This is a genomic window from Clostridium beijerinckii HUN142, assembly GCF_000621745.1.
GTDB classification, from domain to species: Bacteria; Bacillota; Clostridia; order Clostridiales; family Clostridiaceae; genus Clostridium; species Clostridium beijerinckii_A.
In genome coordinates this window covers 200,988-219,209 of record NZ_JHXK01000013.1, presented here as the reverse complement: position 1 = coordinate 219,209, position 18,222 = coordinate 200,988, and the positions used below count along the sequence as shown (strand labels likewise).

At 28.8% G+C, this 18,222-nt stretch carries 19 protein-coding genes and 1 rRNA gene; 5 read left to right on the top strand and 15 right to left on the bottom strand.

What is annotated here, in order from left to right; genetic code table 11:
• The 3 genes from T483_RS0108840 to T483_RS0108830 all read right to left on the bottom strand — a co-directional run.
• Nucleotides 1–220, bottom strand: a 16S ribosomal RNA gene (locus T483_RS0108840); the annotation flags it as partial.
• A gap of 725 nt (nucleotides 221–945) precedes the next feature.
• On the bottom strand, nucleotides 946–1,365 hold the full coding sequence (locus T483_RS0108835; RefSeq protein WP_026886535.1) for a hypothetical protein: 420 nt from the start codon (nucleotides 1,363–1,365) through the stop codon (nucleotides 946–948).
• Nucleotides 1,366–1,479: 114 nt separating this feature from the next.
• A complete protein-coding gene (locus T483_RS0108830; protein ID WP_026886534.1) occupies nucleotides 1,480–1,779 on the bottom strand; it encodes a hypothetical protein in 300 nt (99 codons plus the stop codon).
• A gap of 290 nt (nucleotides 1,780–2,069) precedes the next feature.
• Between T483_RS0108830 and T483_RS0108825 the strand changes: the two genes are divergently transcribed.
• Nucleotides 2,070–2,483, top strand: coding sequence for a DUF1284 domain-containing protein (locus T483_RS0108825; protein ID WP_026886533.1), 414 nt, complete (start codon nucleotides 2,070–2,072; stop codon nucleotides 2,481–2,483).
• Between the two features lie 149 nt (nucleotides 2,484–2,632).
• Here the strand turns inward: T483_RS0108825 and trpA are convergent, their stop codons facing one another.
• The 7 genes from trpA to trpE form a co-directional block, all read right to left on the bottom strand.
• Nucleotides 2,633–3,409: a tryptophan synthase subunit alpha gene (gene trpA, locus T483_RS0108820; RefSeq protein WP_026886532.1), complete on the bottom strand. Its 777-nt coding sequence runs from the start codon at nucleotides 3,407–3,409 to the stop codon at nucleotides 2,633–2,635.
• Nucleotides 3,409–4,584 carry a tryptophan synthase subunit beta gene (gene trpB / locus T483_RS0108815; protein WP_026886531.1) on the bottom strand — a complete coding sequence of 392 codons (1,176 nt, stop codon included), beginning with the start codon at nucleotides 4,582–4,584 and terminating at the stop codon, nucleotides 3,409–3,411. The genes trpA and trpB overlap by 1 nt, the downstream gene beginning before the upstream one ends.
• A gap of 21 nt (nucleotides 4,585–4,605) precedes the next feature.
• Entirely contained in the window at nucleotides 4,606–5,295 is a 690-nt protein-coding gene (locus T483_RS0108810) for a phosphoribosylanthranilate isomerase (RefSeq protein ID WP_026886530.1), read from the bottom strand.
• 42 nt (nucleotides 5,296–5,337) lie between these two features.
• Complete coding sequence (gene trpC / locus T483_RS0108805; RefSeq protein WP_026886529.1) at nucleotides 5,338–6,141, bottom strand: indole-3-glycerol phosphate synthase TrpC; 804 nt, start codon at nucleotides 6,139–6,141, stop codon at nucleotides 5,338–5,340.
• 35 nt (nucleotides 6,142–6,176) lie between these two features.
• The gene (trpD, locus tag T483_RS0108800) at nucleotides 6,177–7,181 is read right to left on the bottom strand and encodes an anthranilate phosphoribosyltransferase (RefSeq protein ID WP_196244862.1); all 1,005 of its coding nucleotides are present in this window, start codon (nucleotides 7,179–7,181) and stop codon (nucleotides 6,177–6,179) included.
• A gap of 88 nt (nucleotides 7,182–7,269) precedes the next feature.
• Nucleotides 7,270–7,857 (bottom strand): anthranilate synthase component II, encoded by a 588-nt coding sequence (locus T483_RS0108795; RefSeq protein ID WP_026886527.1) that lies wholly within the window; start codon nucleotides 7,855–7,857, stop codon nucleotides 7,270–7,272.
• Nucleotides 7,854–9,245, bottom strand: coding sequence for an anthranilate synthase component I (trpE, locus tag T483_RS0108790; RefSeq protein WP_026886526.1), 1,392 nt, complete (start codon nucleotides 9,243–9,245; stop codon nucleotides 7,854–7,856). The genes T483_RS0108795 and trpE overlap by 4 nt, the downstream gene beginning before the upstream one ends.
• Nucleotides 9,246–10,031: 786 nt before the next feature.
• On the opposite strand from trpE, the gene T483_RS0108785 reads away from it, so the two are divergent.
• Nucleotides 10,032–10,217: a hypothetical protein gene (locus T483_RS0108785; RefSeq protein ID WP_026886525.1), complete on the top strand. Its 186-nt coding sequence runs from the start codon at nucleotides 10,032–10,034 to the stop codon at nucleotides 10,215–10,217.
• 70 nt (nucleotides 10,218–10,287) lie between these two features.
• Here the strand turns inward: T483_RS0108785 and T483_RS0108780 are convergent, their stop codons facing one another.
• Nucleotides 10,288–10,716: an RrF2 family transcriptional regulator gene (locus T483_RS0108780; protein ID WP_011969072.1), complete on the bottom strand. Its 429-nt coding sequence runs from the start codon at nucleotides 10,714–10,716 to the stop codon at nucleotides 10,288–10,290.
• 324 nt (nucleotides 10,717–11,040) lie between these two features.
• On the opposite strand from T483_RS0108780, the gene T483_RS0108775 reads away from it, so the two are divergent.
• Nucleotides 11,041–12,150, top strand: a complete 1,110-nt coding sequence (locus tag T483_RS0108775) for a DEAD/DEAH box helicase (protein WP_026886524.1) — start codon at nucleotides 11,041–11,043, stop codon at nucleotides 12,148–12,150.
• Between the two features lie 279 nt (nucleotides 12,151–12,429).
• Here the strand turns inward: T483_RS0108775 and T483_RS0108770 are convergent, their stop codons facing one another.
• Complete coding sequence (locus tag T483_RS0108770) at nucleotides 12,430–13,122, bottom strand: cyclic nucleotide-binding domain-containing protein (protein ID WP_026886523.1); 693 nt, start codon at nucleotides 13,120–13,122, stop codon at nucleotides 12,430–12,432.
• Nucleotides 13,123–13,293: 171 nt separating this feature from the next.
• Here T483_RS0108770 and T483_RS0108765 point away from each other — a divergent pair, with 171 nt between their 5' ends.
• Nucleotides 13,294–13,716, top strand: coding sequence for a DMT family transporter (locus tag T483_RS0108765; protein WP_026886522.1), 423 nt, complete (start codon nucleotides 13,294–13,296; stop codon nucleotides 13,714–13,716).
• Nucleotides 13,717–13,737: 21 nt separating this feature from the next.
• The gene (locus T483_RS0108760) at nucleotides 13,738–14,199 is read left to right on the top strand and encodes a DMT family transporter (protein WP_026886521.1); all 462 of its coding nucleotides are present in this window, start codon (nucleotides 13,738–13,740) and stop codon (nucleotides 14,197–14,199) included.
• A gap of 97 nt (nucleotides 14,200–14,296) precedes the next feature.
• On the opposite strand, the gene T483_RS0108755 is transcribed toward T483_RS0108760, so the two are convergent.
• From T483_RS0108755 to T483_RS0108745, 3 genes are all read right to left on the bottom strand, one after another.
• On the bottom strand, nucleotides 14,297–15,076 hold the full coding sequence (locus T483_RS0108755; protein WP_026886520.1) for a M48 family metallopeptidase: 780 nt from the start codon (nucleotides 15,074–15,076) through the stop codon (nucleotides 14,297–14,299).
• Nucleotides 15,077–15,157: 81 nt separating this feature from the next.
• The gene (locus T483_RS0108750) at nucleotides 15,158–17,176 is read right to left on the bottom strand and encodes a GTP-binding protein (RefSeq protein WP_026886519.1); all 2,019 of its coding nucleotides are present in this window, start codon (nucleotides 17,174–17,176) and stop codon (nucleotides 15,158–15,160) included.
• 271 nt (nucleotides 17,177–17,447) lie between these two features.
• Entirely contained in the window at nucleotides 17,448–18,149 is a 702-nt protein-coding gene (locus T483_RS0108745) for a lysophospholipid acyltransferase family protein (RefSeq protein WP_026886518.1), read from the bottom strand.
• Nucleotides 18,150–18,222 lie beyond the last annotated feature (73 nt).

The window sequence follows — 18,222 nt, the reverse complement described above, 5'->3', positions numbered from 1 at the left end:
TAGCGGATTACTCCTTTAATTGCTATGCCATGCGGCACTACAATCTTATGCGGTATTAATCTTCCTTTCGGAAGGCTATTCCCCTCTATGAGGCAGGTTACCCACGTGTTACTCACCCGTCCGCCGCTAATCCGTTCCCGAAGGAACTTCATCGCTCGACTTGCATGTGTTAAGCACGCCGCCAGCGTTCGTCCTGAGCCAGGATCAAACTCTCAATAAAAAGTTTAATCTTAGCTTACTCAAATAAAAATTGCTGGTTTACTTAAATGTATTTATGTTATTCTGTTCAATTTTCAAAGACCAATTTTTCTTTCTAAAGCCTGTTATTATAAGGCATTACAAGTTCCTGTCGTTTCTGACAGCTTACTCAGTATATCATCGCCTTCAGACTTTGTCAACAACCTTTTTTAAAAACTTTTCCAACATTCTTTGTTGTATGCTTTATTACCTTAAGTTATTGAATTTTGTGCTTTTCAGCAACGAATTACATCATACCATCGCTATTTATTCTTGTCAATAACTTTCCCAAAAGTTTTTCTATCTCAATTTCAAAGTAGTTTTGTAAAATATAGTTGTTTTAATATCTTTAACTATATATTTTCTCTTACACTATTACTATACCCAGTGACTTTAAATTTATACTATAAAATCAGATTATTTTTATATTTCATTATAATTCTATATTTATCTGATTATAGTACTTAGTTATACACTTGTATTAGGCATTTTGTATAATAATGACTTTTCTTTGATCTTACATTATAAATTGCTCCTATATTTAGTGCTTCGAACTTGCTGTATATAAAATAACCTAAAATATAATACACTATCAATTCATTCTAATTGTATTTTATTTTTTTATTAACACATAGAAGATTATAAAAATTACAGAAAAAAAATAAGTTTCCATTAATATGAAAACCTACTTGCTTTTGAAAAAATATTTTAATTATTATTCCTTGGTATAAATCCTCTTATAACTAATGTTGACCAATCACTATTCGTATTTTCAATCCACTCACATTGAATATCAAGAAACTTAAGCCAAGCATTAAGTCCATGACTTTTTTTACTAACATTTGGTGACTTTCTTCCGTGTATTTCTTTTATATCTTCTAATAATTTAACTTGTTCATCTTTTTCTAATTCTTTATTTAACAATTGCTTTAATATTTCTAAACTCTCACTATAAGCTACAGCGTCACCTATATACAATTCATCTGCATGTACTTGTCTTTCCTTATTTAACAAATCACTTATTTCATTAATTTCATCTTTATTTGATAAATATTGTTTAACCCTTCTTAAGGCCTCAATATCATTATCCAATTTGTTTATGGTTTTTTCTAAATTTTCAAATCTCATTTATTCTTCTCTCTTTACATTTATATTTTAATCATTAATTACTTAATGAAAATCAATTTATTATAACACTAATATTTATATTTTATCTATATAATTTAAATAATCTCTGATAAATTATAATTTCGAGGTAATTTTATCATAAAGATAAACTAAATACTCAACATTTACATTATTATCAGCTAACTTATCAATTCTATTTCTGGCAATCCCTAAGGTATCTCTTGCCTCTCTTAGATCTTTATCCTTTATGCAATTATTAGCATATGTTAATAAATAATCTATTTTCAGCACATCTTCAGCTAAATCTTCCCTATCAGCATTTACTAGTTCCACTAATAAGGAATAAACTTTAGGAGATGTTGTATTTTTAGTATCTTTTAATATATCTGTATTTCTGCTAGTCTTTTTTGTCATAAACTTAAACACCTCATTTCCTCAAAATTATAACATTATTACTTACAATTTACTATTGATATTCTATACACTTTAATAAAACTATTTTTAATTGATATATTTATTATATTTTGCTCCTATAAAAAATTCATATTCAGGCATTTTATAACCTTCTTTATCCTAAACTTTATTTTCAATTAAAGTATTTTATAAGATGGATTACGCAAATAGTCAACCTTGTTATTTTATCAAGTTGACAAACTATTTTTATATACTATATACTGGAATAAAAACTAGATGGAGTTATAAAAATGTTATTACTTAGACCACATCATATAAATTGTTTATTTTTTTATCAGGGACTAGGCTATAGTAAAAACTTTACAAAATGTATGGATAAATTAGTAACTTTAATTAAGGAAAATCCTTATTCCAAAGTTATGTTCAATGTAGAATGTGATATCCTATGTCATAATTGTCCTAGCAGGCAAATTAATAATCGCTGCATAACTCAAAATAAAGTTAATGAATTAGATTATAGTACTTTACAAACATACAATATCAAAGAACATGAAGTTTATACGTTTCATGAAATTATAGATACTATTTACAAAAATTTTAGTGAAACTAAATTTAATAAAATATGTAGATCATGTAACTGGTACAAAAGAGGAATATGTACTGAAAGTATAATTAGTTATCAAATTGAAAAATGGAGCTTGTAAAACAAATAACCTGTTTATACTTTTTACTCTTTCAGTCCTTTAACATCAGAATAAGAAACCCACTTTATCTTTACGATAAGGTGGGTTTAACTGAAATTATCCTGTAATAAATATGAGCTTTTTTATGGCTTATTATAATATATTTTTTATTATTTAAGACCATCGCTTAAATCTTTTACGAAATCTATTACCGCTTGTTTACTTTCTGCCATTCTCTTAACTATTGCACTACCTACAATCACTCCATCGCAATATTCTTTAACTTCTTTTACTACTTCTTTTGAAGAAATCCCAAAACCAATGCACATTGGTATATCTACGTTCTTTCTAACTTCTGCTAAATATTCATAAGTTCCAGAATCTAAAGTTTTTCTTTCCCCTGTAGTTCCATTTGTAGATACGCAATATACAAAACCTTTTGCCCCTTTTGTTATTGCCGCTATTCTATCTTTTGAAGTTCTAGCTACTAGAGGAATTAAGTATATGCCATTATCTTCACATACTTTATCAAGATCTCCCCTTTCCTCAAGAGGAACATCTGGAACTATAAGTCCATCTACACCGCTTTTGGCTGCTGTTTTCATGAAACTTTCTATTCCAGTAAAGTATACAACATTAAAATACACCATTAATACAATTGGAACTTCTGATCTTTTTCTTATTAGCTCTACACATTTAAATACATCTTTCACTTTTGTTCCATTTTGAAGTGCTTTAGTATATGCATTTTGTATTATTGGACCATCAGCCAGAGGATCTCTAAAAGGAACTCCAATTTCAACTACAGTTGCTCCTTCTTTTTCTAAAGACACTACCAAGTCAGCTGTTTCTTCAATTGTAAAATCTGCTCCACATGTTACAAAAGGTATTAAAGCTTTTCTATTTTCTTCTTTTACTTTATTAAATGATACATCTATTCTATTCATTATTTTTCACCTAGATATGCAAGCACAGCATCCATATCTTTATCTCCTCTCCCTGAAATATTAACAATTATGATTTTATCACCACCAAGTTTTGATGCTAATTTTTTAGCATATGCTACAGCATGAGATGATTCAAGTGCTGGTACTATTCCTTCTATTCTTGTTAAATACATAAATCCATCTCTTACAGCTTCTTCATCTGTTATACTTGCATATTCAGCCCTATTAGTTTCAGCTAAATATGCATGTTCAGGTCCAACTCCTGGATAATCAAGACCAGCTGATATTGAATATGCTTCAAGTACTCCACCATCATTATCCTGAAGTACATAGCTTAACATTCCATGTAAAATTCCTTTTTCCTTTTTTGTAATAGTTGCTGCATGTTCTCCAGTTTCAATGCCTTTACCTGCTGCTTCAACTCCAATAAGATTAACTTCCTTGTCTTGAATAAATGGATAAAATATTCCTATTGCATTGCTTCCGCCACCAACTGGAGCTAAAATATAATCCGGTAATCTTCCTTCAAGCTCTAAGATTTGCTTTCTCGCTTCATCACCTATTACTCTTTGAAAATTCCTAACCATAATTGGATATGGGTGAGGACCAGCAGCTGTTCCTAAAACGTAGTATGTATCTTCTACATTTGCAGCCCAATATCTAATTGCTTCAGTTACTGCATCATTTAATGTTCTTACTCCATTTAATACAGGGACAACTTCAGCGCCTAAAAGTTCCATCTTCTTAACGTTCATGGCTTGTCTCTTTATGTCTTCTTCTCCCATGAATATCTTACATTCCAAGCCAAACTTTGCTGCCACTGTAGCTGTTGCAACGCCATGTTGTCCAGCACCTGTTTCTGCTATAACCTTCTTCTTACCCATTCTTTTAGCTAAGAGTACTTGTCCTAAAGCATTATTAATTTTATGAGCACCAGTATGATTTAAATCTTCTCTTTTTAAATAAATTTTTGCCCCACCTAAATCTTTTGTCATATTTTCAGCATAATAAAGTGGACTTGGCCTTCCTGTATAATAATTTAAATAATACATGTACTCATCCATAAATTCTTTATCATCTATTACCTTATTATAAGCATCTTCAAGTTCTATCAATGCATTCATTACAGTTTCAGGAACGTATTGCCCCCCAAATTCGTTAAATTTACCTTTCATTACTTTTCCACCTTTCTTGATTCAATTAACATTAATCGCTCTTACTTTTTCAATTAAACTTCTTATCTTTTCAAAAGACTTTGTTCTAGTTCCATCTTCATTTGTAATTTCTACTCCTGATGAAACATCAATTCCAAAGGGATTTACTTTTTCTATTCTTTCAGCTGCATTTTCTGGTGTTATACCACCTGCTAAAAAGAAACTATATGGACTATTAGTTAGATCACAATTGTTTTTTTTATTAGAATCTACTTTTAATAATTTACATATATTTTCTAATGAAAAAGCTTCTCCACTACCTGGTTTATCTCCATCTATAAGGATATTATCAATTAAATCACTATACTTACTATCTGCATATTTTTTTATATTTTCAACATCGCTTATTGATAATGCTTTCCATATACTTACTGATTCACCCACGCTTGCCTTTAACGAGGACATAAAGTTTGCATCTTCTTTTCCATGAAGCTGAACGATATTTAATGGTATTGTATTAATGACCTCTAAAATTTCATCTATAGAACTATCTTTAAACACTCCAACTATTTTTATTTCTTTATCTAAATTATTAGATAACTGTTTAGCTTCTTCTGATGTTACCTGTCTTTTACTTTTTGCAAATACAAATCCTATATATTCTGGCTTTAATATATTTAAATAATCAATTTCATTTTTGTTAGTTATCCCACAAATTTTAACTTGAATCATATTAAATCCCCGCATAATCTAGTATTTTTTAGATTTAACAAATTACTTATTACTTCTAAACTCTTTATATTTAGTTTTAAATTCTGAATCGTTTATGTTTCTCATGAACAATTCTCCAATAAGAACTCCATCTGCTCCATACTTTTTAATCTTATTTAAATCCTCAATACTCAATATCCCACTTTCAGCTATAATTATCTTTTCTTTTGGGATATGCTGAATTAATTCTTTAGTAGTATCTAATGAGACATGAAAAGTTTTTAAGTCTCGATTGTTAATTCCGATAATTTCACAATCATATTTAAGTGCTAAATCTAATTCTTCTTTATTATGAACTTCTACCAACGGTTCTAAATTAAATCTTTTTGCCTCTTTATAAAACGCTCCCAAACTTTCTCCTAAAACACTAGTAATAAGCAAAATTGCATTAGCGCCTAAAACTTTTGCCTCATAAATTTGATAAAAATCAATAATAAAATCTTTACGTAATATTGGGATATGCGAAATTTTTCTAATTTCTTTTAAGTATTCATCACATCCTAAAAAGAAATCTTCTTCAGTTAAAATTGAAAACACATCTATTCCAAGGTACGTATAATAATTTAATATTTCTTTTATATTAAATTCTTCTACAATTACTCCTTTAGATGGAGATGCCTTCTTAAATTCCCCTATTACAGATAAACCTTCTTTTTTTAATGCAGTCATAAACGGATTTCTGAAATTCGACTCTTTTTCATCTTTAACTTTGCTTAATGCCTGCTTTTCTAATTCTTTTATTGGAATTTCTTTCTTTCTTTCTACTACTCTAATTTTTTTCATTTCAACAATATCATCTAAAATCAAAATTATCACCTCTTTATTATAATTTGAACTTTCACTTACAAACTAGAAAGTTCCTTATACTTTTTATAAGCTGCTCCTGAATCAATGAGTTCTGTTGCTTTTTTAATCCCTTCCTCAATGGAATCAGCTAAGTTTGCTACATATAGCGCGGCACCTGAATTCAAAACAACTATATCTCTTTGAGGTCCTTTTTCTCCTTTTAGTATTTTCATTATTATTTCTGCGTTCTCTTTTGCTTCTCCACCCTTTATATCCTCTAAGGTAGCCTTATTAAACCCTAGCTTAACCGGGTCCAGTTTGTACGTTTTAATTTCTCCGTCTTTTACTTCACATACACTTGTTAATGTAGTAGTGGTAATTTCATCTAATCCATCATCACCATGGACAACCATTGCTCTCTTTAATCCAAGATTTAGAAGAACCTCCCCAATAGTCTCTATTAAAGCCCCATCATATACTCCCATAAGTTGTCCACTAATTGGTGCTGGGTTTGCAAGTGGTCCTAATAAATTAAAAATTGTTCTTGTTCCCAGTTCCTTTCTTTCCTTTGCTACGTTTTTCATTGCACCATTATACTTTGGTGCAAATAAAAATGCCATTCCATTCTCCTCAATAATTTTTCTGCTTTGAATTTCATCAAAATCAATGTTTATTCCAAGCTCAACCAGGGCATCTGCACAACCGCTTTTACTAGAAACTGCACGGTTACCATGTTTTGCAACTTTAGCACCACCACTTGCTGCGATGATTGCAACTGCTGTAGAAATATTAAAAGTCTTTGATCTATCTCCTCCTGTACCGCAGGTATCAATTAAATGCTCAGTATTTTCTATTTCAACTTTTACTCCATTATCCCTAAGGGCTTTAACCGCTCCTAGAATATAATTTGGAGTCTCCCCATTTACTCTAAGTCCAATTAGAAAACCTCCAATCTGAGCCGAGGTCGCTTCCCCCTTCATGATTTGATTAATCACGCCTCTTACTTCATCTTCAGTCAATTCTTCTCTCGAAGCTAATTTCTTAATTGCATCATTTATAATCATTTTAATGCCCCCTTAAAATTTATAATATTGCTTATCTTAATAGCCTCTGTATTTACAATCTTTATTTAATCTAATTACTTTTTAATTAATCTTCTAATTTATCTTCACAAATGTTAATTACAAAATTTCCAATCATATGTTTGCCTTTAGGTGTATATATTGACTCAGGATGAAATTGAATTCCAAAAACATTGAATTCTTTATGTTTAATTGCCATAATATCATTACTATCAACAGTTAATGCTAAAACATCAAGACAACTTGGTAGTGAACTATTTTCGACTATAAGTGAATGATATCTCATAACATCTAATTTTCTTGGGATTCCTTCAAATATATCTTTGCCTTTAACTTGAACCTTTGAAGTTTTTCCATGGAAAATTTCATTGGCTCTGATTACCCTTCCACCATATGCTGCTGCAATACTTTGATGGCCAAGACAAATACCCAAAATAGGTATTCTATCTCCTAGCTTTTTTACCACCTCTATAGAAATCCCAGCATCTTCTGGAACTCCCGGCCCTGGTGAAATTACTATTCCTTTTGGATTTAATTTTCTAAGCTCTTCTACCGTTATCTCATCATTTCTAAAAACTTTAGTTTCTGCAAATTCACTTAAATACTGATATAAATTAAATGTAAATGAGTCATAATTATCTATTAACGCTATCATCTTAAAGCCTCCTTTAAAGCCATTAGTTTATTTTGAACTTCTTCAAATTCTTTTTCTGGAATTGAATCATATACTATTCCAGCGCCTGCTTGAAGATACGCCGTTTTATCTTTTAATATCATTGTTCTAATAGCAATTGCCGTGTCCATATTTCCACCATAAGAAAAATATCCAACAGCTCCTGAATAAACTCCTCTTTTAGAATCTTCAAGATCTTCTATAATATCCATCGCTCTTATTTTAGGAGCACCAGATACAGTCCCCGCTGGAAGACAAGCCACTAATGCATCGAATCCATCTAAATTATCTTTTATATTTCCAACAACTTTAGTCGTAATATGCATAACATGTGAAAATCTCTCAATTTTCATAAAATCACTTACATTAACTGTTCCTATTTTACTCACTTTCCCTATGTCATTTCTGCCTAGGTCAACAAGCATTACATGTTCTGCAAGTTCCTTTTTATCTTCCATAAGTTCTTTCTCAAGAGCATTATCTATCTCTGGTGTTTCACCTCTTTTTCTTGTTCCAGCTATAGGATTTGTAATAACTTTACCCTCTCTCACTGATACCAAGCTCTCTGGTGATGATCCTATAACTTGATAGTTATCATAATCTATTAGATACATGTAAGGTGAAGGATTCTCTTCTCTAAGCTTTCTATATATTTCAAGATGATTTTTTTGAGTTTCACAAGTCATTCTCTGAGATAGTACAACTTGAAAGATATCTCCTACTAATATATGTTCTTTTGCTTTTCTTACTTTTTCTTCAAAATCTTCTTTAGATGTGTGAAATTTAAAAGAAATCTCTTTCTTCTCTTCTGATGGTTCTGTTAAAATTGGCTTATAAAGTAAGCTATTTATATATTCATATTGTGATTCGATTATCTCATCATATTCTCTTATATCGTTTTTTAAGATGTTATCTATAATATAGACTTTATGGGTAAAATGATCATAACAAATATATCTGTTATAAAAGTTAAATCTTATTATAGGAAGTTTCAACTCATCTTTATTATCAAAATTAAGTTTTTTCTCATAAAACTGTATGGAATCATATCCCATATATCCTATAGCCCCGCCTTTAAACGAAAAAAGATTAGTACTATTATCAAACTTTAATCTACTTTCTTTCTTGAGTTCCTCTATTTCTTCTTTCCCATTTCCACAAATCTCCTTATAAGGATCTTCTCCCAGAAAAGAATACCTACCAAAATAATTTTCCTTAGTTCCGCTTTCGAAAATAAATTTTCTTCTGCCTTTGAATCCACCAAAAATTTTAATAGGAGTAATTTCATCTCCTCTAAATTCACTTATTAATGAAAATATATATTCAGTTTTCTTTTTTTGATTAAAACTTTCCTTTGAAATATTAATCATGATTCTCCCCCCAATTTTCGTAAATTATATATAAAAAAAGCCACTTCATCCCAACTATTGGGACGAAGTGACTCGCTATGCCACCCAAAATCAAACACAAATTAAATGGTATTTCTCATAGCTACTCTATCTTTAAATAATAATTAAATTTAATATGTACAATGACAAATACTTCGCCTTCTAATTTTCTATTTACTAGCATTAAAAGTATTTTATAAAACTAACTAACATATTAAACTTATTAAAATAAAAAAACATCTCATCCTAAAATAGGACGAAATGTATAAATTTCGCTATACCACCTAATGTATATACCTCATTCAGATACTATTATGAAATTTAGTTCGATACAAAACTTGCATAATCTATATCCTGTCATTTTAACGGCTGACTCCCCGTACATTCCTACTTTTAAAATTTCAAAATGTCACCTCAAAGACCCATTCAATAATATCTACAGTATTCGAATCTCACCAAACATCGAACTCTCTTTACACTAAGCTTTATTATCTACTATTCTTATCAAAGGTTTTAATTTATTGAAATTATAATAACATAGTATAAAAAATAATACAAGTACTTTTAAAGTAGATAATACATTTATAATATTAAACAAAAACTGTAAAAATTAATTTTATAAACTTAAATTCTTAGTATGTAATATATATTCTTTAACGGAGCTTATATATAATTCACAATATTATTTAAATTGAATATATTAACTTAGTAACTAATTATCAGTTACACTTACTAGATTCTTTATATTTCAATGAAAGGAGTTTTCGTATGGAAACAGCATATGATTTATTTAAAAAATTGCTAGTAATTATGGTCGATATAGATAGGAATTTAGACGAAAAATCTAAGGCTAGTGATTCTAAACGTATTGAAATCTTAGATAAAAAAATAGATTCCTTGGAATTAGAAATGTTTGATTTAAAAAATAAATTAAAAAGCATTAAACTAAAATAAAATAAGCCTACAGTAATAGTAGGCAGTACATATTTAGTAGCAGTACATATTTACTGCTACTAAATCATGATTAAATATAATACATATCTTCTTTATTATATTTTTTATAATCATTTACCAAATCCTCTAAAGTTATAGAATTGAAAAAATTAATTATTTTATTATTTATAACATTCCATAAATTTTCACTCATAAAATTTTCTATTTCATTCTCATCATTTTCTATATCAATTAGAAGCAAATCACCTTCTAGAACATTTAATATATCTCCAATTGTAAATTCTCTAGAACTTTTAGCCAAAAAATAACCTCCTTGAGCTCCTTTTTTAGCATTTATAATTCCTCCTTTTCTTAAAGAAGAAAATATTTGTTCCAAATATCGCTCAGATATTCCTTGTCTTTCAGAAATACTCTTTACCGTAACCATCTCTGAAACCGAGAATATACAAATATCAATTAATGCTCTTAATCCATATCTACCTTTTGTTGAAATCTTCATAAAATCACCGTTTCTTGCCTTTCTTCTATATTTAATTATATTAAGACATATTTAGAAAATCAACTATTAAAAGTTTTGTTTTATATGCGATCTTCTTTAAAACTTTCTTTATTAATATATTAAATAATATCTTTTTTCCCATAATTCTAAGTACATTGTATTCTTCTTAATTATAATTTAACACATTTTATTATTTTGTAAAACTCTTTTAATAGCAGATTGACTTTTAGTACCAGATAATTATATTATAAAGAATAGTGTTTAACATAAAGAGAAATACTTAAGTTGATACTTTATTTGTAAATTATGAAAGGTATGAAAATAATGAATTTTAAACAATTAGGTCTTAGTACCGATTTAATCAAAATACTAAATAAATCAGGAATCAGTGATCCCACACCAATCCAGAAACAAAGTATACCTCTGATAAAAGATGGTAAGGATGTTATCGCAGAAGCGGCTACAGGAACTGGAAAAACTCTTGCATTTTTACTGCCTCTTTTAGAAAATATAAATTCAGAATCTAATGAGATTCAGGCTCTTATATTAACCCCAACTCGAGAACTTGCAATACAAATAACTAATGAGGCTAGCAAACTAAAGGAATTTAATAATATAAATATTTTACCTACCTACGGGGGCAAAGATATTGCTTCACAGCTAAAAAAATTGAATAATAATATTCACTTAATTATTGCAACTCCAGGTAGACTATTAGACCATCTAGAAAGAAAAACTATCGACTTAAGTAAGTTAAAAACTTTTATTTTAGATGAAGCAGACCAAATGTTATTAATGGGATTTAAAAATGAAGTTGAATCAATTATAAGCAAGATGCCTAGAAAAAAACAAGTTCTTTGCTTTTCAGCCACAATGGACTCCTCTGTAAAAAAGCTAGCTTATAAATACATGAAAGATCCTATTGAAGTATTCATAAAACAAGACGATATAACTTTAGATGCTATTGAGCAGGATATTGTTGAAACTACCGATAGAAAAAAACGAGACGCTTTATGCAAAGTTTTAGATGAAGACAATCCATTTATGGCTATTATATTTTGTCGAACTAAAAGAAGAGTTGATGAACTTGAAGTAGTTCTACACACTCGCAAATATAATTGCGAAAAATTACATAGTGACATTCCTCAAAATAAAAGAGAGAGAATAATGAAATCTTTTAGAAATGCAGAAATTCAATACTTAATTGCTACTGACGTTGCTGCAAGAGGACTAGATATAAGTGGCATAACCCATATTTATAATTATGATATTCCTGAAAACGTGGAAAGCTATATACACCGTATTGGCAGAACTGGAAGAGCTGGTGAGAGCGGCTATACATGCATGTTTGTAGATCCTAAAAATATGAGAGACGTCAATGAAATTGAGGATATAATTGGATTTAAAATAAGAAGACGAAATGTAGAAATATAAAATTTAGAGTTTCAGTATTTTTAAAAAGCAATAAATAAAAATCCTCTGCTAAATATTATTTAAAAGTTAGCAGAGGATAACTTTCCTTTATGCGTTTTTATTAGAGAATTAATCTTTCTTGATATAATCCAATGCGTCTTTATCTCTCTTTAAATATAAATAGATACTTATATTTTTATATTTGATTGTAATTTTTATGTACCCACAAACTCAAAACACAATTTCTTCTCATTAGATGCGAATAGATCTTAAAACTAAGCAAATATTTTTAATAACCTGCTATTTATATAAATCTCCTGCTAAATACAGCAATTTATCAAAATCCCGAATGAAGTATTCCTTATTGTTTCTTTTCAAAATGCCTTCTAAGCAAAGCTTATTCAATGTTCTACTTAAATGCCTATAACTTGTTCCTAATAATTCTGCTATTTCAATATAGTTTTCTCTAAATACAATTTTTCTAGTATTCGAATTTTCAATTTCAGAGAATGCAATTATATAACTAGCAAGCCTATTCTCAAGAGGATATAATAAGTTTATTGAAGTATTAGTACTTCCATTTGTTAATTTCTCACTTAAATAGCTACATAAATTCACCAAAAACTTACAATCATTTATTAAAATTTTTCTCACAATATCAAATCTAATTCCTATACAGTAAGTGTCCTTAATTGCTTGAACACTGCAATCAGTTGGATTATTTCTCACAAATTCAGCATCTCCAATTATTGTAATGGGACTATAAAAAGATATTAATAGTGATTTACCATTTTCTAGATGCTTAGAAACTTTAGCTTTTCCCTCAACTAAAAAATACATATTTTCTAAAATCTCTTCTTCCCTACAGATATATTCATTTTTATTAAACATATATAGTTCCATATATCTTCCCATATCTTCTGAAAATAGGTTTTCTAATTTATTTTTATTTATATATTCTGAAAGCCTAATATTATCTTCTATCTTTATCAATGAAGTCAACTCCTAATAACTATTGAATAAAAAATTAATTTTAAACATGACATTTGTCCTATATAAATCTCATTATAGTAATTTACAATATAAAGAGCAACTTTCCTTTAAAAATAACTCTTAAAACTATTTATAAACAAAATAATAAATTTATTTAAGGAGATAGCACTTATGTATAATATTTTATCATTACTAATAGGCGTACTTATAACTATTATGATTGCTTTCAACGCCAAATTATCTGACGGACTTGGCAACTATTCTTCCTTAATTGTAATTCACTTTGTAGGATTGATAATTGTTATAGGAATAGTTATCTTTAAAAAGATTAAAATTACTTTTAAGAATAATTTACCATTATATCTTTATATTGCTGGGGCTATTAGTGTTTTCACCGTTATGTTTAATAACTTAAGCTATGCAGCTCTTGGAGTTTCTCTTCCTGTTGCATTAGGACTTCTAGGCCAACTATTAACTTCATTAGCTTTTGATCACTATGGATTCTTAGATGTACCAAAGTCTAGCTTTAATAAGAAGAAATTTATAGGACTCTTAATTATAACAGCTGGAATTTTTATCATGTCATTTTTTTAAAAGAAGGGAGCGATTATTAATATGTTTTTTGTTTTAATTTCGGTAGCAGCTGGCGCTATTGTAGTAATTTCAAGAATTCTAAACACTAGACTTTCTGAGAAGGTAGGGTTAGTACAATCAAGCTTTTTTAATTATATTACTGGTTTAGTTGCATCAATATTATTATTTCTTATTATAAAAGATAAATTATCACTTGAACAATTTCACACTCTTCCACTTTATGCTTATTTAGGTGGACTATTAGGAGTAATTGTTGTCATCTTATCTAGTGTTATAACACCAAAGATGTCTTCATTTTATGCTACTTTATTAATATTTATTGGACAACTTTTTACTGGAATCATTTTGGATTGTGTAATACAAAATACTATTCCATTAGCCAAAATTATCGGGGGGCTTTTAGTTGTCTTAGGTCTAGCGTACAATTTGCATATAGATGCATCTACACAAACACCTACACAAGTAGACGAAAATGTTATATAAGCTAATCTACAAACTATGTGATCATAAAAAGAGGTAACATACAAAAAAACAAAGCGTTACCTCTAGATCTACATATTATATTTCACAGTGTTATATCTTATAAATACATATTTAATCCATTTGTTTTAAGCCATTCATGTTTCGCTTTATAATCCGGCATTATTTCATGAACCCTATTCCAGAAATCCTTTGAATGATTCCTGTGGTCCATATGACACATTTCGTGTACAACAATATAATCTAACACATCAGGTCTTGCCATACTGCATCTCCAATTAAATAGAATAACATTTTTCCATGTGCAGCTTGCCCACCTTCTTTTTTGTTCCTTAACTCTTATACCTGTAACCCTGTCTCTAAAATTCTTTGAGTAATAATCTATTCTTTGTGTGACAATCTCTAAAGTTTCTTTCCTATACCACTTTTCAAATGCTGCCCTTAATTTTTCCATCTCAATTGTATTTGTGTGTATTATAAAACTTTTTTCTTTATTACTGATATCTATATCTCCTAATAGCTCTTCACCATTTCTATATACATTATTCGAATTTTCACCAAGTTGAATAGATATGTTTTTTATTTTTTCATCAAAAATCAAATTAAAAGAATACTCTTTTCCTAAATATATAAATGTGCTTCCTGGCGTAAAATCTCTCTTAATCTTTTTTAAATTTCTTTGGATCATTTCTTTCTGTTTTTCAAAAATCCAATCTGACCTTTTTTTCACAACTAACATAATATATTCTTTGTTAGTTTTTAAAGGAGCACTAACAACAACTTCTCCACTTTCTTCAATTTTAATACATATAGTTTTTCTTTTTCTCCGAATTAACTCAAATTCTATAATCTTCTTTTCAAACTCAAATTTATATTTCATTTTCTCTCCAAATTATTAAATTTGCATTATAATTATTAAAATGAGTAATTACCTAAATGCAAATTTACTATAGTAACTTATTTATGCATCAAATTCAATATGCATTTCCGCATCAGCTCTATCCCATGTGACCAAATAACCTTGACCATGCGAACAAAATACTGATGTTGACGTATATTCAATATCAGCGTTTTTATTGTATGCTTTAGTTTCTATTACTTCTTCACTATTATGGCATAAATTATATCCATCATATATCAAATTTATGCTTCCTTTCCCTCTTGTAAAAGCTATAACTTCCATACTGTAATCCATAAATGTTGAGACTGGCCCCCTCCCATTTATTATCACTTTATTTTCTAGCATCTCTATAGGTTCAAAAGTTCCACTGAGTTTTTGAATATCTGCTAAAATTCTTCCTACATGTTCATTAGAGGCTTCTATTACAAATTTATAATATGGTTCCAATAGTATATTTTTAACTTTCTCTAGTCCTTGCCTTAATGCCCTAAATGTCGCCTCTCTAAAATCCCCTCCGCAAGTATGCTTATTATGGGCTCTTCCAGTTAATAGTGTTAACTTTATATCTGTTATAGATGATCCTGTTAATATACCATGATGCTCTCTCTCAAAAATATGTGTTCTAATTAAATTCTGATTTCCTTGAGTCAAATCATCGTCATGACATTTATTTTCAAAAACAATTCCACTATTCCTTGGCAATGGTTCAAGTTTAAGATGCACTTCTGCGTAGTGTCTTAATGGCTCAAAGTGTCCACGACCTATAGATTCTTCTGCTATAGTCTCCTTATAAATAATTTGACACTTACCAAAATCAACTACTAAACTAAACCTTTCTTTAACTAACTCCTTCAATACCTCTAGCTGAATTTTCCCCATTACATGTACATGGATTTCTTGAAGAATTTCATTCCATGTAACATTTAGTGATGGGTCTTCTGATTCTAGCACCTTGAAATATCTTAAAACTTCACGAGCATTGTAATTTTTATCAAAAATCACTTTAGACATTAAGGTTGGAGTCATTTCGTATTGTGTTTTTTCTTTTAGGTCCCCAATACCATCTCCTGCTACTACCTTTGAAATACCTGTCACAGCAAATAAATCTCCAGCTTCTACAACATCCACTGCTTTAAATTTTTTCCCATTATATATTCTTATACTGCTTATTTTCTCAGTAATTTCGTTAGAATTATTTTGCACATGATCTAATTCTTTTACGAATTTACCACTATATCTTACTTCCTCTCTAATCTTTAACTTTCCTTTTAAAGCTTTAATAAAAGTTACACGATTTCCATTTTCATCATGACGAATTTTATATACACGCCCAGAAAATCTTTCGTTACTTTTATACTCTGTATATGTTAATTTATCAATAATATTTAAGAATTCTATTATTCCATCATCTTGGAGTGCAGATCCTCCAAAACATGGAAATACTTCATTTTCTTTTATGAGTGATATAAGCGTTTTTATCCAAAGATCATAATTATATTTTCCTTCAATATATTTTTCTAAAAGTTCATCATTATGCTCACTTATAAATTCCATTAAATACTCATTTAAATTGAACTCATCAATTTCTTTTTTGCTGTCATAAATAAAATCATTATCTATATAACACACATCATTAGATAAATCTCCTTTTATTTCTCTTATAACTCTATCTTTATCTGCTCCAGTTCTGTCTAATTTATTAATGAAAAATATAGTCGGTATATTATATTTTCTTAATAAATTCCACACTGTCTTTGTATGCCCCTGTACTCCTTCAACTCCGCTTATAATGATTATTGCATAATCCATAATTTCTATAGATCTTTCCATCTCTGCACTAAAGTCAATATGTCCTGGAGTATCAATCAGGTAATACGTAGAACCATTTAACTCGAAAGTCCCTTGATCAGAAAATACAGTTATCCCTCTTTCTTTTTCAATACTATGACTATCTAAAAATGAGTCTTTATGATCTACTCTGCCTCTATTTGTTATACTTTTTGTATGATAAAGCACCTGTTCTGAAAATGTAGTCTTGCCCGCATCAACATGTGCTAAAATGCCTACTGTCTTTTTCATCAAATCATCCTTATAGTTTATTTATAATAATAATTATTTATCTTTAATCTTCTACTAAAATTTACTTAAAGTATATCACATAAATTATTTGAAAGTAACATAAAACAAATGCACAATATTCAACTAAGTAATCTCATAGAAAAAATATAAATCAAATTATATCTATAATTATAATATAAAATAATTTGCTTTTTCCGATAAAATTATTTGCTAAAAATTGTGCATTAATATTAATAGTAATAATTTGATCCTAAAAATTATTAACTATTCTTTATTTTAAATTCTCTATAATTATATTTCTTATGTTCTCCGCTAAATTATACTCTTCTTCTTTTGATAAATTTTTAGTATCAATAGCTTTTCCGAATACCACTTTTATTTTTGTAGGTTTAAATTTTCTAGTATCCTCAAATGCTCTAGAAGCCCTATCTATACTTACTGGCATTATTAGAGCCTGAGATTTAGTTGCTAATTTCAAACTTCCTTTTTTGAATTGCCCTACTTTTCCTTCTTTATTTCTAGTTCCCTCTGGAAATATCACCATTGAACTTCCATTCTTAATATTTTCTATTGCTTCATTAATTGATGCAATAGCAGCTCTTGTATTACTTCTGTCTAAAGGTACACATTTGCTCTTTTTCAACCAGTAACCTAGTATTGGAGTTTTTAACAATTCTCTTTTAGCAATAAAACCCATCTTCTTATTCACTGTATAAAGTAATATTATTATATCTAATATACTTGAATGATTACCTACAAAAACGCATTGCTCTTCAGGTATATTTTCAGTACCTGTCACATCTAATTCTATTCCTATTATTTTCAAAGTGAATTTACTCCAAAGATATGCAGTTTTTCTTACATATTCCTCAGCAAATTCATCCCCCTTAGTTTTCAAAATAAATGTATGCTTAACTCCTTTTATCCTTACCCACAGCATATAAAAAACATAACATATTTTTTTAAAAAACATTTCTTGACTTCTCCTTTTTCTTTTGTCTCCCATTATTATATAATTTCTACAACATTATACTCTTTTTTTATTA

Bases quoted from the DNA above. Each gene is read 5' to 3' on its own strand.
- trpA (WP_026886532.1), bottom strand. From the start codon at position 3,409: ATGAATAGAATAGATGTATCATTTAATAAAGTAAAAGAAGAAAATAGA.
- T483_RS0108835 (WP_026886535.1), bottom strand. From the start codon at position 1,365: ATGAGATTTGAAAATTTAGAAAAAACCATAAACAAATTGGATAATGAT.
- T483_RS0108785 (WP_026886525.1), top strand. From the start codon at position 10,032: ATGGAAACAGCATATGATTTATTTAAAAAATTGCTAGTAATTATGGTC.
- trpB (WP_026886531.1), bottom strand. From the start codon at position 4,584: ATGAAAGGTAAATTTAACGAATTTGGGGGGCAATACGTTCCTGAAACT.
- T483_RS0108780 (WP_011969072.1), bottom strand. From the start codon at position 10,716: ATGAAGATTTCAACAAAAGGTAGATATGGATTAAGAGCATTAATTGAT.
- T483_RS0108750 (WP_026886519.1), bottom strand. From the start codon at position 17,176: ATGAAAAAGACAGTAGGCATTTTAGCACATGTTGATGCGGGCAAGACT.
- trpE (WP_026886526.1), bottom strand. From the start codon at position 9,245: ATGATTAATATTTCAAAGGAAAGTTTTAATCAAAAAAAGAAAACTGAA.
- T483_RS0108825 (WP_026886533.1), top strand. From the start codon at position 2,070: ATGTTATTACTTAGACCACATCATATAAATTGTTTATTTTTTTATCAG.
- T483_RS0108775 (WP_026886524.1), top strand. From the start codon at position 11,041: ATGAATTTTAAACAATTAGGTCTTAGTACCGATTTAATCAAAATACTA.
- T483_RS0108745 (WP_026886518.1), bottom strand. From the start codon at position 18,149: ATGTTTTTTAAAAAAATATGTTATGTTTTTTATATGCTGTGGGTAAGG.
- T483_RS0108755 (WP_026886520.1), bottom strand. From the start codon at position 15,076: ATGAAATATAAATTTGAGTTTGAAAAGAAGATTATAGAATTTGAGTTA.
- T483_RS0108810 (WP_026886530.1), bottom strand. From the start codon at position 5,295: ATGATTCAAGTTAAAATTTGTGGGATAACTAACAAAAATGAAATTGAT.
- T483_RS0108760 (WP_026886521.1), top strand. From the start codon at position 13,738: ATGTTTTTTGTTTTAATTTCGGTAGCAGCTGGCGCTATTGTAGTAATT.
- T483_RS0108830 (WP_026886534.1), bottom strand. From the start codon at position 1,779: ATGACAAAAAAGACTAGCAGAAATACAGATATATTAAAAGATACTAAA.
- T483_RS0108765 (WP_026886522.1), top strand. From the start codon at position 13,294: ATGTATAATATTTTATCATTACTAATAGGCGTACTTATAACTATTATG.
- T483_RS0108795 (WP_026886527.1), bottom strand. From the start codon at position 7,857: ATGATAGCGTTAATAGATAATTATGACTCATTTACATTTAATTTATAT.